Annotated in this window: 18 protein-coding genes; 3 read left to right on the forward strand and 15 right to left on the reverse strand. The window is 44.8% G+C overall.

Annotated elements, in window-relative coordinates; genetic code table 11:
- Positions 1-238: 238 nt before the first annotated feature.
- From NTW12_03210 to rsmI, 4 genes are all read right to left on the reverse strand, one after another.
- Entirely contained in the window at positions 239-838 is a 600-nt protein-coding gene (locus NTW12_03210) for a DUF799 family lipoprotein (protein ID MCX5845352.1), read from the reverse strand.
- Positions 839-894: 56 nt separating this feature from the next.
- Complete coding sequence (locus tag NTW12_03215; protein MCX5845353.1) at positions 895-1,572, reverse strand: hypothetical protein; 678 nt, start codon at positions 1,570-1,572, stop codon at positions 895-897.
- A complete protein-coding gene (locus tag NTW12_03220; GenBank protein ID MCX5845354.1) occupies positions 1,569-1,982 on the reverse strand; it encodes a hypothetical protein in 414 nt (137 codons plus the stop codon). The genes NTW12_03215 and NTW12_03220 overlap by 4 nt, the downstream gene beginning before the upstream one ends.
- Before the next feature lie 102 nt (positions 1,983-2,084).
- On the reverse strand, positions 2,085-2,939 hold the full coding sequence (gene rsmI, locus NTW12_03225) for a 16S rRNA (cytidine(1402)-2'-O)-methyltransferase (GenBank protein ID MCX5845355.1): 855 nt from the start codon (positions 2,937-2,939) through the stop codon (positions 2,085-2,087).
- 204 nt (positions 2,940-3,143) lie between these two features.
- Here rsmI and NTW12_03230 point away from each other — a divergent pair, with 204 nt between their 5' ends.
- Genes NTW12_03230 through NTW12_03240 form a run of 3 tightly spaced genes read left to right on the forward strand, consistent with a single transcriptional unit; the run spans position 3,144 to position 6,595 of the window.
- Positions 3,144-4,076: an SDR family oxidoreductase gene (locus NTW12_03230; GenBank protein MCX5845356.1), complete on the forward strand. Its 933-nt coding sequence runs from the start codon at positions 3,144-3,146 to the stop codon at positions 4,074-4,076.
- A 15-nt stretch (positions 4,077-4,091) separates the two neighbouring features.
- On the forward strand, positions 4,092-5,468 hold the full coding sequence (locus NTW12_03235; GenBank protein MCX5845357.1) for a nucleotide sugar dehydrogenase: 1,377 nt from the start codon (positions 4,092-4,094) through the stop codon (positions 5,466-5,468).
- 5 nt (positions 5,469-5,473) lie between these two features.
- A complete protein-coding gene (locus tag NTW12_03240) occupies positions 5,474-6,595 on the forward strand; it encodes an NAD(P)/FAD-dependent oxidoreductase (GenBank protein ID MCX5845358.1) in 1,122 nt (373 codons plus the stop codon).
- Positions 6,596-6,643: 48 nt separating this feature from the next.
- On the opposite strand, the gene NTW12_03245 is transcribed toward NTW12_03240, so the two are convergent.
- The 11 genes from NTW12_03245 to NTW12_03295 form a co-directional block, all read right to left on the reverse strand.
- Positions 6,644-7,024, reverse strand: a complete 381-nt coding sequence (locus NTW12_03245; GenBank protein MCX5845359.1) for a YraN family protein — start codon at positions 7,022-7,024, stop codon at positions 6,644-6,646.
- Between the two features lie 27 nt (positions 7,025-7,051).
- On the reverse strand, positions 7,052-7,675 hold the full coding sequence (locus NTW12_03250) for a ribonuclease HII (protein ID MCX5845360.1): 624 nt from the start codon (positions 7,673-7,675) through the stop codon (positions 7,052-7,054).
- Positions 7,676-7,684: 9 nt separating this feature from the next.
- Positions 7,685-8,029, reverse strand: a complete 345-nt coding sequence (gene rplS / locus NTW12_03255) for a 50S ribosomal protein L19 (protein MCX5845361.1) — start codon at positions 8,027-8,029, stop codon at positions 7,685-7,687.
- 26 nt (positions 8,030-8,055) lie between these two features.
- Complete coding sequence (trmD, locus tag NTW12_03260; GenBank protein ID MCX5845362.1) at positions 8,056-8,790, reverse strand: tRNA (guanosine(37)-N1)-methyltransferase TrmD; 735 nt, start codon at positions 8,788-8,790, stop codon at positions 8,056-8,058.
- A gap of 5 nt (positions 8,791-8,795) precedes the next feature.
- Positions 8,796-9,296 (reverse strand): ribosome maturation factor RimM, encoded by a 501-nt coding sequence (gene rimM / locus NTW12_03265; GenBank protein MCX5845363.1) that lies wholly within the window; start codon positions 9,294-9,296, stop codon positions 8,796-8,798.
- A 4-nt stretch (positions 9,297-9,300) separates the two neighbouring features.
- The gene (locus tag NTW12_03270; GenBank protein MCX5845364.1) at positions 9,301-9,531 is read right to left on the reverse strand and encodes a KH domain-containing protein; all 231 of its coding nucleotides are present in this window, start codon (positions 9,529-9,531) and stop codon (positions 9,301-9,303) included.
- 88 nt (positions 9,532-9,619) lie between these two features.
- The gene (rpsP, locus tag NTW12_03275; GenBank protein MCX5845365.1) at positions 9,620-9,871 is read right to left on the reverse strand and encodes a 30S ribosomal protein S16; all 252 of its coding nucleotides are present in this window, start codon (positions 9,869-9,871) and stop codon (positions 9,620-9,622) included.
- A gap of 99 nt (positions 9,872-9,970) precedes the next feature.
- Positions 9,971-11,308 carry a signal recognition particle protein gene (gene ffh, locus NTW12_03280; protein ID MCX5845366.1) on the reverse strand — a complete coding sequence of 446 codons (1,338 nt, stop codon included), beginning with the start codon at positions 11,306-11,308 and terminating at the stop codon, positions 9,971-9,973.
- Between the two features lie 27 nt (positions 11,309-11,335).
- A complete protein-coding gene (locus tag NTW12_03285) occupies positions 11,336-12,007 on the reverse strand; it encodes an SPOR domain-containing protein (GenBank protein ID MCX5845367.1) in 672 nt (223 codons plus the stop codon).
- A gap of 85 nt (positions 12,008-12,092) precedes the next feature.
- On the reverse strand, positions 12,093-13,763 hold the full coding sequence (gene argS / locus NTW12_03290; protein MCX5845368.1) for an arginine--tRNA ligase: 1,671 nt from the start codon (positions 13,761-13,763) through the stop codon (positions 12,093-12,095).
- Between the two features lie 218 nt (positions 13,764-13,981).
- Positions 13,982-14,171, reverse strand: a 190-nt coding sequence (locus tag NTW12_03295; protein MCX5845369.1) for an IS110 family transposase, incomplete at its 5' end; no start/stop codon positions are given.

The following is a 14,171-nucleotide window of genomic DNA, read 5'->3' on the forward strand; positions in this document are numbered from 1 at the left end:
AAAGGTTAACTTTCGCTTCGCCCTTGCCGATTTTCAGCTCCATAACTCTTTTTGCTTCAACCTGCTGAAAACCAGTCAACACAAATGACACCATAAACAAAAAAATGATTATTTTCTTCATCTGCGTCTCCTTATTTAGTGTTTAATATTCATTTCTCCATTACAGAAGATTCACGGGGTAAGACTTTTGCAGCGCTATAAAAACCTTCTCAGTACGTAATGCATTGCGTAACCACTGCTATGTCGCTGAATCAGGACCATCGGGAAGAGTTTTCATGGCCTTGTCCACAACTTCCTGGATAGCCGGCTCGTAGACCTGGAACGATTCCATCTCGAGCTGTTCCTGCGAAATCCCGTAATTCCTTTTGACGGTTCTATACTGGGAACTCCAGAGCGTTTCACCCGTCTTTGCACTCCGCAGCTCAAAAACAACGGAAACATGCGTAGGCGCGTAAATAATTGAGAAGGAAGTGGAACACTCATCCAAAGTAGTATAAAGGACCGCATCGGTACCAAGGAGTTCACCTATGGCCTTCGGAGGAATATCCTCTCTTCTATAATCCACACCTTCTTTATAGATTTTAAGGATTTTTTCATCAATCACTTGTAAAGGGATTTTGGGATAGCCCTTAAAATACAGTTCGTTAAGAACCATTTCTCTTAATATCTGACCCGCCTTTGCATTGGCTGTCTTATTTTTCACAGGTAATATGGCAATAAGTCTTGTACCCTTTTTACTATAATCGGAATTCACTCTCTGGGGTCCTTTCGATGCACACCCCTGCACCATAATTAATGCAATTACCAGCATTACAATATGATTGAATCTAGACATCATTGGTTAACCATAGCACTAAAATTACCAACACTCGATTAAGATCATCAAGCATATTCCTACTTCAAAAAAGTAACTTCAATATAATTCTGATCCATACGGTTGCTTTTCACAGAAAAGTGTCCCGTTTTTGCAATCTCATCAGTCAGGGACTGAACGGTTCCCTGAATATCTAAATCCAGCCGTGCCATCCCCCATTCAAAACGGCGCTGATATACATTCTTTACACCCATTACCCTGGTCTTCAGCAGTTCTTTTACTTTTACATAATCGGAATAACTTTTTAGACCCCGGATTGTAATGGCTACCGTAGTAACCGGTAGCATGGTCTTTCCCGCCTTGAGAAGCCCGAGGGTTTTAAGATCATCCTTTATACTGCTTGTAAATAACGTTGATCTTACATTTACTCTATAGACCGTTTGAGCTTGCTTCTCACTAATAATTCTGTAATCATGAACATATTCATCACTTTTGGCATAAATACCATCTCTGATTACCCGAGATTTATTTGCCACGGTTTTAGGAGGGATTAACGTTACTACCACATGCTCTACAGCCTTTTGTAGAGCATCACGGATGGCACTCTTTCGCCCACTGGCTAAATCATCATTTATTATGATACCGGTACCCTCAGCGTCTACTATCTGGATATCACTATCATCCTGTGAAAATGCCACAGAGGTTAAGGGAAATATCAAAGCTACAAGTAAAAATAGAATGAAAATATTCCTTCTCATCTTTTTAATTTATCAATCTCTTCCCTGATCACTCTTTCGGCAATCTCCGGAACTATCTCTCTCGTGATCCTCTCCGTAATGTCAGTAATCCTTTTTATTATTTCATCATTAAGGCCTGAATTATGAAGAGACAAACCGGAACTCTTTTCGACAACATCCACAAGATCATAGACTTTGTCATCCGGCCTTGAGACTCTCTCATATACCCGGCCATCAATGACAATAATTTCTCGATCCTGTTTGGTTTCAAGGCCACTACTATCGTCGATAACATCAACGAGTTCATAAATCTTTTCATCCGGTTTCAATAAACGACCGTCTATAAGGACACTTTCCTCCCTGGTATCTCCGACAGTTTCCTTGCTGCCTTCCTGTAACACACCAACTAAATGTTTTGATATTGCATCCATATACGGTCCTGCCTTGTAAAAGAGTATTTAACCCTCCATTATCTCACAATATGGGTGAGTTATCACACCTGCGAGATCTGTTCAAGGAAATAGTACGGACAATTATTCTCTATCAACCATGTTTAACACTAGACGGTAAACCCTCTTCCTTGAAATCCCCAATTCATTGGCAAGTTTTTCAATGATGTCCCGGCGGGAAGAATCCGAATTTTCATGCAACTGTTTATATCTGGCAGAAATATCTTCATCGGAAACCAAACGAGCTATCCTCTCCTTCCCCGCCACGACCAACGTCACTTCACCCTTGATGACCCGTTCCTGGAAGTAATTGATACCATCATTAACTGTTCCTCGCACGATTTCTTCGAATACTTTCGTTAGCTCCCTCAATACGACCATCTTCCGGTTACCAAGTACAGCCTCAATATCACACAGCGACGCCATCAGCCTTTTGGGAGATTCATAAAATACCAGAGTCTTTGTCTCATCCGTGAGGAACGATAAAAATTGTTTCCTTTTTCCGGATCGTGGAGGTAAAAATCCGTAAAAGGCGAAACAATCCATCGGCAGACCGGAAACAGAGAGCGCTGTGATAACAGCCGATGCGCCGGGAATAGGAATAACTCTTATTCCATGAGCAATCGCCTGATTAATAAACACATACCCCGGGTCTGATATCCCCGGTGTTCCGGCATCGGATACGAAGGCCACATTCATGCCTTCATTCATTTTGGAAATAAGAAGGCTGCTCTTTCTTTCCTCAATCTGGTCATAAAGACTGGTCATGGGTGTGTGAATCTGATACGAATCCAACAGTTTTTTTGTCCTCCTCGTATCCTCAGCGGCTATAAGCTGAACTTCTTTGAGAACGCGGATAGCCCGGAGGGTGATATCTTCAAGGTTCCCTATCGGGGTTGCCACGACGTATAATGTACCTTTTTTCTTATCCACATTCATAAAGTAAAAATGAAATCACCAAGAACAATTTATTATTTTAAAAGTACTTTTTTTATTGACATATTTACATGGTTTTCGTTTAATACCAGACTTGACAGAAAAAAACCATAAAAAACAAAGTTCTCCCTGATGGAATGAAGATTTAAAAATAAGAAATATTAAACACTTAATACTGATTTTTGATATATCTCCTGATAAAATAGAATGAAACGTATACTTATTACCGGCGGTGCAGGATTTTTAGGTTCTCACCTCTGTGATAGACTCATCGAACAGTGCAACGAGATTCTTTGCCTGGATAATTTTTTTACCGGCAGCAAAGATAATATATTTCACTTCTTGGCAAACCCCCGATTTGAATTGATCAGACATGATATCATTAATCCGATTTTCCTCGAGGTAGATCAAATCTACAATCTTGCCTGTCCGGCTTCTCCGGTACACTACCAGCACAATCCTATCAAGACTATTAAAACCAACGTTATGGGGACAATCAATACCCTTGGGATGGCAAAACGTCTTAATGCAAAGATTCTTCAGGCATCTACTTCTGAAGTGTACGGAGACCCCGATATTCATCCCCAGAAGGAAGACTACTGGGGCAGGGTTAACCCCATAGGACCAAGAAGCTGTTATGATGAGGGGAAAAGGGCCGCCGAATGCCTGATGATGGATTATCGCCGCCAGAATAACGTTAAGGTTAAAATTGTTAGAATATTCAATACATACGGTCCACGCATGGCCCTGAATGATGGACGCGTAGTCAGCAATTTTATAGTCCAGGCACTGAAGGCAGAAGATATCACCGTATATGGCGATGGGTCTCAGACCAGATCGTTCTGTTATGTCGATGACATGGTTGATGGCCTCATTTTAATGATGGATAGCCCTGACAGTTTTATCGGTCCTATAAACATTGGGAACCCGGATGAATTTACAATACTTGATCTAGCCAAGACCATAATCAGAAAGACAGGAAACCGATCAAAGATAGTTTTTAGGCCCCTTCCCCAGGACGACCCCAGGCAACGCCAGCCGGATATTTCATTAGCCGGGAAAATGCTTGGCTGGCAACCGAAAACAAACCTGGAAGAAGGTCTTGAAAAGACAATTGAATATTTTCGCAAAGTAATTTGAGGATTAGGAGATCGCATGATATTCGAGAAAAAAATCCTGTGTATCGGCGCCGGCTATGTCGGCGGTCCCACGATGGCTATGATAGCTTACAAATGCCCTCAATACAGAATTACCGTCGTGGACATCAATCCGACACGTATTTCCGAATGGAACTCCGATGAGCTTCCCCTTTATGAACCAGGGCTTGATGAAATTGTCAGGGCAACCCGTGGGAAAAACCTTTTTTTCAGCAACAACATAGAAGCTGGAATCAGGGACAATGACATCATCTTTGTCAGTGTAAATACACCAACCAAGACATTCGGCGTGGGTTCAGGTATGGCGGCAGACCTCCAATACTGGGAAAAAACGGCCAGACAGATCCTCCAGTATTCTGAATCATCAAAAATCGTTATCGAAAAGAGTACTCTCCCCGTCAAAACTGCTCTGGCCATGGAAAATATTCTGAATTACAAAAGCAACTCTATCTCTTTCGACGTCCTTTCCAATCCTGAGTTCCTGGCTGAAGGTTCAGCTATGAAGGATCTGGAGAATCCCGATCGCATCCTCATTGGCTCCCGGGAGACGCAAAGCGGTATGGATGCAAGAAAAACCCTTGTGGAAATATACGCCAACTGGGTGCCGCGGGAAAAGATCATTACCTCCAATATCTGGAGCAGTGAGCTTTCCAAAATAGTTTCAAACGCCTTTCTGGCACAGAGAATTTCATCCATCAATGCCATCTCTGCCCTCTGTGAAAAGACGGATGCCGATATCACCGAGGTAGCGAAGGCGGTCGGCATGGACAGCAGGATCGGCGGCAAGTTTCTCAATGCCAGCGTCGGCTTCGGCGGTTCCTGCTTTAAGAAGGACATCCTTAACTTAGTCTATCTCTGTCGGCACTATGGCCTCAGTGAGGTCGCCGACTACTGGGAAAGTGTTGTCAGAATCAACCAGTACCAGCAGGAGCGCTTTATATTGAGTATGCTGACCACCATGTTCAATACCCTTGCCGATAAGAAGATCTGTCTTTTCGGGTTTGCGTTCAAGGCCAACACGGGTGATACCAGAGAAAGCCCTGCCATCTTCATCGCCAGAAGGCTGCTGGAGGAAAAGGCGGAAATCATTATTACCGATCCGAAAGCACTGAGAAATGCGAGGGCGGACCTGGCAGGTGTGGAGGGAAAAGTCAGCTTCGAAGGAGACCCCTACAGGGCGGCAGAGAGATGCCACGCCATTGCGGTGCTGACCGAGTGGGATATTTACCGGAACCTCGACTTTCAGAAAATATTCGAAATCATGACAAAGCCGGCCTCCATCTTTGACGGCAGAAACATCCTTGATCACAAACGATGCTTTGACATCGGCTTCAATGTCTATCCCATCGGCAAACCACCACTGACACATTTTTAACGTCAATGAGCAGCATCGACTCCTTCAATATTACGATAATCGGCGCCGGAGTAATCGGCTTGTCCATAGCGGAAGAGCTCTCCGCAAACTATCAACGTGTGCTCATCGTCGAAAAAAATACCGGCTTCGGCCAGGAAACAAGCAGCCGCAACAGCGAGGTTATTCACGCGGGTATTTATTACCCGCACGGTTTTTTCAAAGCAGTCTTATGTCCTGAGGGAAACCGCCTCCTTTACGAACTGTGCAGAAGGCGCGGTATTCCCCATAAGCGGATCGGGAAACTCATTGTCGCGACAAATGATGGTGAATGTGAACAGCTGGAAAGAATCAAGCAGTACGCCGAGCATAACGGTGTCAGTGATCTCAGCTTGATCGGTCAAAGACAGGTTGGGAGTCTTGAACCCGAGGTCAGGGCGAAAGCAGCGCTTTATTCACCATCTACCGGTATAATCGACAGTCATAGCCTGATGCGTTCTTTCTTAGTAAATGCAGAAGCCAATGGCGCTGTGGTTGCATTTCGATCAGAAGTGACAACCATTCACGCTGATAATGGTATATATGAACTTGAAACCAACGGGGGAGAATACCGATTCCAAACCAGGGTTCTGATTAACAGTGCCGGTCTCTATTCCGACAGAATTGCCGCCATGGCTGGAATGAACATCGACCGCCATGGATACCGTCTGAAATACTGCAAGGGAAATTACTTCTCCATTTCGCCGTCGCCGAAACTGAATCACTTGGTGTATCCTGTGCCTCCGGAAAACACCGTAAGCCTCGGTATCCACGCCACGCTGGACCTCGGCAGCCGCGTCAAGTTCGGCCCGGACAGCCAGTACATCAATGAAATCGAATACAGCGTTGATGAAGGCAGAAAGATATCGTTTTATCAGTCCATCAAAAACTACCTGCCGGGAATCAAACTGGAATCTCTCAATCCGGATATGTGCGGTATCCGTCCGAAACTGCAAGGCCCCGGCGAACCTTACCGTGACTTCATCATTAAAGATGAAAAAGATATAGGGTATGCCGGACTGATAAATCTCATCGGCATCGAATCTCCCGGATTGACTTCCTGTGTTGCCATAGCACGATATGTAGAGTCCCTCGTGACTAAGTACCTTTAGGTTCTAGGTTAAAGGTTCCAGGCTCAAGGTTAAAGGATAGATAAGGTGTCATATATAAGGGGGAACGAGCTCGAAGGCATTTTGGATGAGTTCTACTATGCTCCCGGCAGGTAACATTTTAATCGCCACGACGTCAAAGCGTGCATCGCAGGGGTAAAGGTGTTTTTCTTCCAAATACTTGAGGGAAATTCTCGAAATCTTCTTCTGTTTTTCCCGTCCTACCGCACCCTGGGGGTCACCGAATTTTTCTGATTTCCTGCTTTTGACCTCCACAAAGACAACCGTATCGCCATCTTTTGCCACAATATCAATCTCTCCAAAAAGACACTTATAATTGCGTTCAATGATCCGATAGCCCCTGTTTTTCAAATAGGCAACAGCGATATCTTCTCCCCTCTTACCAGTTTGTATCCTGCCGGAACAATTCATGTTTATTTACAACACCAGAAATTATTTTCAAAATTCCAGTTCCGCATTCATCTGGAGGGCGCCCTTTTCTTTAATTCTAAAAGACCTTCGATGAATCTTGCAATGGCCGTATTTTTTAATTGCCTCCCGGTGTTCACCCGTACCATAGCCCTTGTTCTTCAAAAAATTATACTGGGGAAACTGACGATGATAGATCTCCATAATCCTGTCTCGTGAAACCTTGGCGATGATGGACGCTGAAGCCACGGACAGACTCAGAGAGTCGCCTTTAACGATAGTTTCCTGCGGTATGGAGAGAAAGATACGATGCGTCCCGTCAATGAGGAGATAATCAGGTGTTATGGAAAGGTTCGCTATGGCCTCTTTCATGGCAATCAGAGTGGCCTGCAATACATTTACGGCATCAACAATGGATGCCTCAGCAACACCGAGGCCAATAGAGAGGGCATCTTGTTTTATGATTTCGTAGAGTCTTTCCCTCTTTCGAGCGGAAAGTTGCTTTGAATCTTTGATTTCCGTGTTTTCATAATCGAGGGAAAGTATCACGGCTGCCGCAACAACGGGACCCGCAAGAGGGCCTCTCCCCGCCTCATCAATACCAGCTATCAATTTATAACCACGTTGATGGGCATGCCGTTCGAAAGTATACATTCTTAATGGTCACTTCCCCATTTCTTTGATTCTTGCCTTTTTCCCTCTCAGACCTCGCAAGTAGTATAGACGGGAACGCCGCACTTTGCCGCGAATGACTACCTCAATCCTATCGATAACCGGTGAATGAAGGGGAAATGTCCGCTCCACTCCCACGCCGTAGGATACCTTTCTCACCGTGAAACTGGCCCGGCAGTCACCCCGTCTTCTCCGGATGACAACACCCTCAAAGGCCTGAATCCTCTGTTTCTGTCCCTCAACAATCCTCACATATACCCTCACCGTATCACCCGGTTTGAAAGCGGGAATGTCTCCTCTCATCTGCTCTTTTTCAAGCATTTCAATAACATTCATAGTAAAAACTCCTCTGCGTCGCGTAACTAATTATTTTTCTTTATTTCTTCGAGTATCTTTCTGTCCTCTTCAGACAGTTTTATTTTTTCCAGCAAATCCGGTCGCCTCAAGTATGTTCTTTTGAGCGATTCCTTCCTCCGCCATGTCTCAATTTCCCGGTGATGCCCCGACAGCAGTACCTCAGGAACCTGCCAGTCCCGGTAGTTACCGGGACGTGTATAATGGGGATACTCTAACAGCCCGGTGGAAAAAGAGTCAAACGATGCCGAGTCATAATTCCCCAGAACACCTGGAACTAAACGGGAAACAGCATCAACGACGACCATGGCCGACAACTCTCCACCCGTCAGAACAAAATCACCAACAGAAATTTCTTTGTCAACCAGATAGACCCTTACCCTTTCGTCAACGCCCTCATAGTGCCCACAAATGAGCACAATTCGAGAATACACAGACATTTCCTCGGCTATTTTCTGGCTGAACGTTTCACCCTGGGGGGTCAGGAGAACTACCAGGGCATTATCCCTCACCGGTGCTACTGATGCCAATGCCCTGTCGATAGGTTCCACCTTCATCACCATACCGCCGCCCCCCCCATACGGGGCGTCATCGGTCATCTTATGCTTGTCCTCGGCATAATCGCGGATGTTGTGGAGATGGATTTCCACTACCCCCCCCTCTTGTGCTCTTTTCAAGATGCTGCAATTAAAAGGGGATTCAAACATTTCAGGGAAAATGGAAAGGATATCAAACCTGATCATGACGTTTATAAACCTTCAAGCAGTCGTACAACCATTATCCCCTGATCTATATCAATCTTGCGTATCACATCGACAATACCGGGCAGGAGGATCTCTCTTTCTCCACTGCTGCAGACATAGACATCATTACCTCCCGTAGGTAAAATGGCCTCTATTATACCGAGAAAATGACCCTCTTCCGTCACGACTCTAAGGCCTATAATATCCCGCCAGTAATATTCATCTTCAGGCAATTTTTTGAGCTTATCTACAGGAATCAGTACCTGGCAACCAATAAGCGTCTCGGCACTTTCGATATCCCCGACACCTTCCATTTTGAGAAAAACACTCCTTCCTCTGATCTGGATACCTTGCAGCTTGAAGGGGCCCGTTTCATCTTTTCCCTGTCTCACATAAACCTCGTCAAGGGATTTAAGTGTGTCATTCGACTCAAGATAAGACCTTACTTTCAAACGACAGGTGAGACCGCAGAACTTAACTATCTTGCCAATTTCAAAGAACTCCATCGATTCATTCAATGATTTCTAATACAGATCTCTTACGAAGTTTCGTCGATGCCGCACTCAAAATAGTCCTCATGGCTTTGGCGGTTCTTCCCTGCTTGCCGATTACTTTACCCAGGTCTTCCTTCGCAACTCTCAGTTCGATCACAGAAGTCTGTTCGCCAAGCACCTCGGACACTGCTACCATATCAGGATTATCAACCAAAGACTGCGCTATGTACTTGATCAAATCTTTCATCGTCACAACCTCCACCGATTACTTATTCGTTAAACCCATTAGTAATATCGACGCTAACCGTAAAACCATTGAAAAAGTCACGGGATACTTATTTTCTCGTTGCGATTCCTTTCTTCGCAAACAACTGAGATACTGTTAAAGTCGGTATGGCTCCCTTTGAAAGCCAATCGACAACACGTTCCTCTTTCAGGACAACCTCTGCTGGATTTTTTTGGGGGTCATAACTACCAACGATTTCCAAAAACCTGCCATCCCTTGGAGATTCGGAATCAGCCACCACAATTCTGTAATAGGGCCTGCTCTTTCCACCACGTCGCGCTAACCTTATCTTAACCGCCATTCTTGTTACCCATCACCTCCTGAAAATTATTGTCACTTATTATACTAAAAATTCATAATAACCTGGATGACCTTTTTTTATAATACATTTTATGTTTAATTAAAAGGGGAAATTGCCCCTTCGAAATGATTTCATGCCGCCTTTTGTTGTCATCTTCTTCATTATTTTTCTCATCTCCGCATAATTCTTCAGCAATATGTTCACATCCTGAACCGTCGTTCCGCTTCCCCTGGCAATCCTTTTCCTCCTTTGACCATCAATTATCAGATAGTTCCGACGTTCCTTCCTCGTCATGGAATCGATTATAGCACCAGTTTTCGTCAGTTCCTTCTCATCCGGTGTCGCATTCGCGAGCGCCTTGAGCTTTCCTAATCCCGGAATCATCCCGATAATATCCTGAATCGAACCCATCGACCTGATCTGTTTCAACTGATCCCGAAAATCCTCAAGGGTAAATTCGTTCTTCCTGATTTTCTTTTCAAGCTCACGGGCCTGCTTTTCATCGACCGTAGCCTGTGCTTTTTCCACAAAGGTCAGGATATCGCCCATACCGAGAATCCGCGAAGCCAGACGTTCAGGGTGGCAAATCTCTAACGCATCGATTTTTTCGCCTACACCGATGAACTTGATAGGTTTACCGATCACTGCTTTCAGGGATAACGCCGCACCGCCCCGGGCATCTCCATCCATCTTGGTCATAATCACGCCATCAATGCCGAGAAGTTCATTAAATTTCCCCGCCACATTCACGGCGTCCTGGCCTGTCATGGCATCTGCTACAAAGAGAATCTCCGATGGATTAACTGCACCTTTGATGTGTTTCAGCTCATCCATCATTTCGTTGTCTATATGAAGCCTCCCCGCGGTATCAATAATGACCACCTCATAGCCGCTGCTCCTTGCCTCTTCAACGGCCTGAACGCATATTCTCACCGGATCATGTACATCAACTGAAGAATAAATTCCCACACCGTTGATCTTCTCCCCGAGAACTCTCAACTGATGAATGGCTGCCGGCCTGTACACGTCTGCGGAAACAAGGTACACCTTCTTACCCTGATTTACCAGAAGCTGTGCAAGTTTGACTGCTGTCGTCGTCTTGCCGCACCCCTGAAGACCGACCAGCATCACGGGGGCAGGAAAGCGATTCGCAATCTTTAACTGACTGCTTTTCCCGCCCAGTAAATCCACAAGCCTGTCGTGTACTATCTTCACAACCTGATGACCGGGTGTTATACTCTCCAGAACCTCTTGCCCAACCGCCCTCGTCCTGATTTCCTCTATGAAGTCCTTAACCACTTTAAAATTGACATCCGCTTCAAGAAGGACCATTCGTATCTCTTTCAATGCAGAGGCAACATTCTCTTCATTAAGACGGCCTCTCCGCTTGAGTTTTTTAAATATATCTTCCAGTTTTTCCGTCAAAGTCTCAAACATGACTCACCGACAAAACATCCTTTAATTTTAGTTATTTTTTGTTTCCATTTTATGAATTACACAGTTCAGGCCTTTGATCTTTCTCGTCATGTTATCCACTGCTTTTTGAGCCTGTTCCTTGCTTTCAAAACCTTCGAGAGTGACACGAAACCACTTTCCCTTTTCAGGCAACTCCATCACTGCATTTTTTGGTGAAAATCCGAGATCCGTCAGTTTTTTACACAACTGGTCGGCCTTATCCTTTTCTTTAAAAGAAACAACCTGAATCTGATATTTCTCCTTCACAGGAGACGGCTTTATTTTAACTTGTTCGGCGACAGGCATTGCGGGCGGCTTTTGTTTTTGGGTTGATACCGTAGCCTGAGCCGCAGGCTGTTTTTCATCAGTACCGGCAGGTACTGTTTCAGGTACTATTTTCTCTTCACTACCTGTTTCCTGCCCTCCTGCCTTCGCGGATTCTTTCGATGTTTCGCTGACAATCTCGGCAGTCTCCGTCCTGTTTGATGATAAGCCAAGTCTTTCCAAGATCTTACCCGGAACACCACGTGCGTACTTTTCAGGGTAGGTATCGATATTTTTACCAACCGTCACGCCAAACAGAAAAACAATAAAAAGCAAACAGGACATTCCCATGATAAACAGAATCAACGCCCGTTTACCCATTTTTATTTCAAATGTACGAATATTCTTGGATGTCATTGAGCTATTCTAATAGGTTATACTATCCCGACGACTTCGTAAGAAGTCCATTTCCGACCCATTTACACCTTTGTTTCAGAGAACATCACATCTTCTCCGGTGCTGAGACTCCCAGCAATCTTAAGACATTTCTCAAAACAATGAGAATAGATTTTATCAAAAATAACCTCGCCCTGCTAAGCCCCTCTTCATCGGATAAAACCTTGTGTTTGTTATAGTAACTATGGAAAAGCGCCGCAAGATCATTAAGGTAAAATGTCAAACGGTGTGGCTCAAGGGCCAGTGCGGCTCCTTCAATCGCCTCAGGAAGACGGGAAATGGCCTTGATCAAGTTAAGCTCCTCAGGAAGTTTCAGAAAACGCAAATCCACCTCATCATATCCCGGAATTTCATAGCCCTGTTCATCGGCATTTCTTAAGATACTGCAGATTCTTGCATGAGCATACTGCACATAATAAACAGGATTCTCACTGGATTGCTTTTTTGCCAGTTCCAGGTCGAAATCAAGGTGACTGTCCGACCGTCTCATAAGGAAATTGTACCGAGCCGCATCTCTCCCTACCTCGTCAACTACTTCCTTCAGGGTTACGAATTCGCCGGCTCTCGTGGACATTGCAACAGGTTTTCCATCCCGCAGGAGACTCACAAGCTGAACCAGAATAATCTTCAGAGAATCCTTTTGATGTCCAAGGGCTTCAATGCATGCAACCATCCGGGGGATATACCCGTGGTGGTCCGCCCCCCAGACATCGATAATTGTATCAAAACCACGATCGTACTTGTTCTGATGGTAGGCAATATCGGCAGCAAAGTACGTTGGTTCTCCATTCTTCCTGATAACAACCCTGTCTTTCTCGTCTCCAAAATCGGTGGTCTTGAACCAGAGGGTTTCGCCGTCATTGTAAATGAATTGCTTTTTCTCAAGTTCTGCAAGCAATTGCACTACTCGATCATCCTTATAAAGATTGCTCTCGCTGAAGTAATTATCAAAAACTACACCAAAGGCCTTCAAATCCTCCTTGATTTCATTCAAAATTGCACTTGCAGCATAATCGGTAAAAATACGGACGACCTCTTCCTGGTTCCTTGCACGATAGATGTCGCCTTCTTTATCAATGATCTCTCCGGCAATATCTCTAATATAATCACCCTGATAACAGCCGTCAGGAAACTCGATACCCTCGCCCAGAAGCTCACGATAGCGAAACAAAACAGATTTCCCAAGATTATTCATCTGGTTGCCCGCATCATTGATGTAATATTCTCGAAAAACTGAAAAACCTGATGCCTCAAGAATGTTCGCAACAACATCTCCGACAACAGCCCCCCGGGCATGTCCTATATGAAGAGGCCCCGTGGGATTGGCACTCACGAATTCACTATGGATCTTTTTCCCTCCTCCATAATCAGAGGCGCCATAACGATCTCCCAGCTTATCGACGTCTTCAAGAAGGGTAGCCCACATATGCTCCTTTATAAAGAAATTCATAAACCCCGGACCTGCAACCTCTACCCTTTCAAGCACGTCATTACTCTCCTGGATATGTTCTGCAATGACTGCTGCAATCCTGCGGGGAGGCAGGCTCCCTTTTACGCGGGACGCCAGTACCATCGCCACATTGGAGGCATAGTCGCCGTGGGCGGCATCCTTCGGTATATCAATTTCAATTACGGGAACCGCGGCTGCCTCTATTAATCCTTTATCAATACAGACCTTTACAGCGTCACCCAGTAATAATTGCAATTTGCTCTTCATTTACCCTCATATCAGTCATCTTGTGAAAATTTATCCGCCATCCAAACTTCTCTCGATTGTAAGATTAAGAACGACGGTTTCGTAAAAAATAAGGTTTCGTCTCTCTTTGTCATTACTACGAAAATACCCCCTCCCTTTCATCCCTCCCATCAGGGGAGGGAAAACACAGTTGCTCTCCCTTGATGGGAGAGCAACTGTGTTAGGTGTCAAGTGTTTTTTTAAACGGGTAACTCCTTCCAAGTGCTATGGTTTTTTAGCATGGTGTTAAGGATTACCAACAACTTTCTCATACAGGCGGTCAACGCAACTTTGCGTAGTTTACCAGCAGCAATGAGACGCTGATAGAATCTTTTTATAACGGGATTGAAACGAGTGGCAGCAATGGCGGACATATATAAGACCGATCTG

This window comes from Deltaproteobacteria bacterium, assembly GCA_026388545.1.
In the GTDB taxonomy this organism is placed as follows: Bacteria; Desulfobacterota; Syntrophia; order Syntrophales; family UBA2185; genus JAPLJS01.

Excerpts from the sequence above, each read along its gene's own strand:
- NTW12_03215 (MCX5845353.1), bottom strand. The coding sequence starts at position 1,572 with ATGAGAAGGAATATTTTCATTCTATTTTTACTTGTAGCTTTGATATTT.
- rplS (MCX5845361.1), bottom strand. The coding sequence starts at position 8,029 with ATGAATGTTATTGAAATGCTTGAAAAAGAGCAGATGAGAGGAGACATT.
- NTW12_03220 (MCX5845354.1), bottom strand. The coding sequence starts at position 1,982 with ATGGATGCAATATCAAAACATTTAGTTGGTGTGTTACAGGAAGGCAGC.
- NTW12_03250 (MCX5845360.1), bottom strand. The coding sequence starts at position 7,675 with ATGTATACTTTCGAACGGCATGCCCATCAACGTGGTTATAAATTGATA.
- rpsP (MCX5845365.1), bottom strand. The coding sequence starts at position 9,871 with ATGGCGGTTAAGATAAGGTTAGCGCGACGTGGTGGAAAGAGCAGGCCC.
- NTW12_03285 (MCX5845367.1), bottom strand. The coding sequence starts at position 12,007 with ATGACATCCAAGAATATTCGTACATTTGAAATAAAAATGGGTAAACGG.
- NTW12_03210 (MCX5845352.1), bottom strand. The coding sequence starts at position 838 with ATGATGTCTAGATTCAATCATATTGTAATGCTGGTAATTGCATTAATT.
- rimM (MCX5845363.1), bottom strand. The coding sequence starts at position 9,296 with ATGGAGTTCTTTGAAATTGGCAAGATAGTTAAGTTCTGCGGTCTCACC.
- trmD (MCX5845362.1), bottom strand. The coding sequence starts at position 8,790 with ATGATCAGGTTTGATATCCTTTCCATTTTCCCTGAAATGTTTGAATCC.
- rsmI (MCX5845355.1), bottom strand. The coding sequence starts at position 2,939 with ATGAATGTGGATAAGAAAAAAGGTACATTATACGTCGTGGCAACCCCG.
- argS (MCX5845368.1), bottom strand. The coding sequence starts at position 13,763 with ATGAAGAGCAAATTGCAATTATTACTGGGTGACGCTGTAAAGGTCTGT.
- NTW12_03245 (MCX5845359.1), bottom strand. The coding sequence starts at position 7,024 with ATGAATTGTTCCGGCAGGATACAAACTGGTAAGAGGGGAGAAGATATC.
- NTW12_03270 (MCX5845364.1), bottom strand. The coding sequence starts at position 9,531 with ATGAAAGATTTGATCAAGTACATAGCGCAGTCTTTGGTTGATAATCCT.
- NTW12_03240 (MCX5845358.1), top strand. The coding sequence starts at position 5,474 with ATGAGCAGCATCGACTCCTTCAATATTACGATAATCGGCGCCGGAGTA.
- NTW12_03235 (MCX5845357.1), top strand. The coding sequence starts at position 4,092 with ATGATATTCGAGAAAAAAATCCTGTGTATCGGCGCCGGCTATGTCGGC.
- NTW12_03230 (MCX5845356.1), top strand. The coding sequence starts at position 3,144 with ATGAAACGTATACTTATTACCGGCGGTGCAGGATTTTTAGGTTCTCAC.
- ffh (MCX5845366.1), bottom strand. The coding sequence starts at position 11,308 with ATGTTTGAGACTTTGACGGAAAAACTGGAAGATATATTTAAAAAACTC.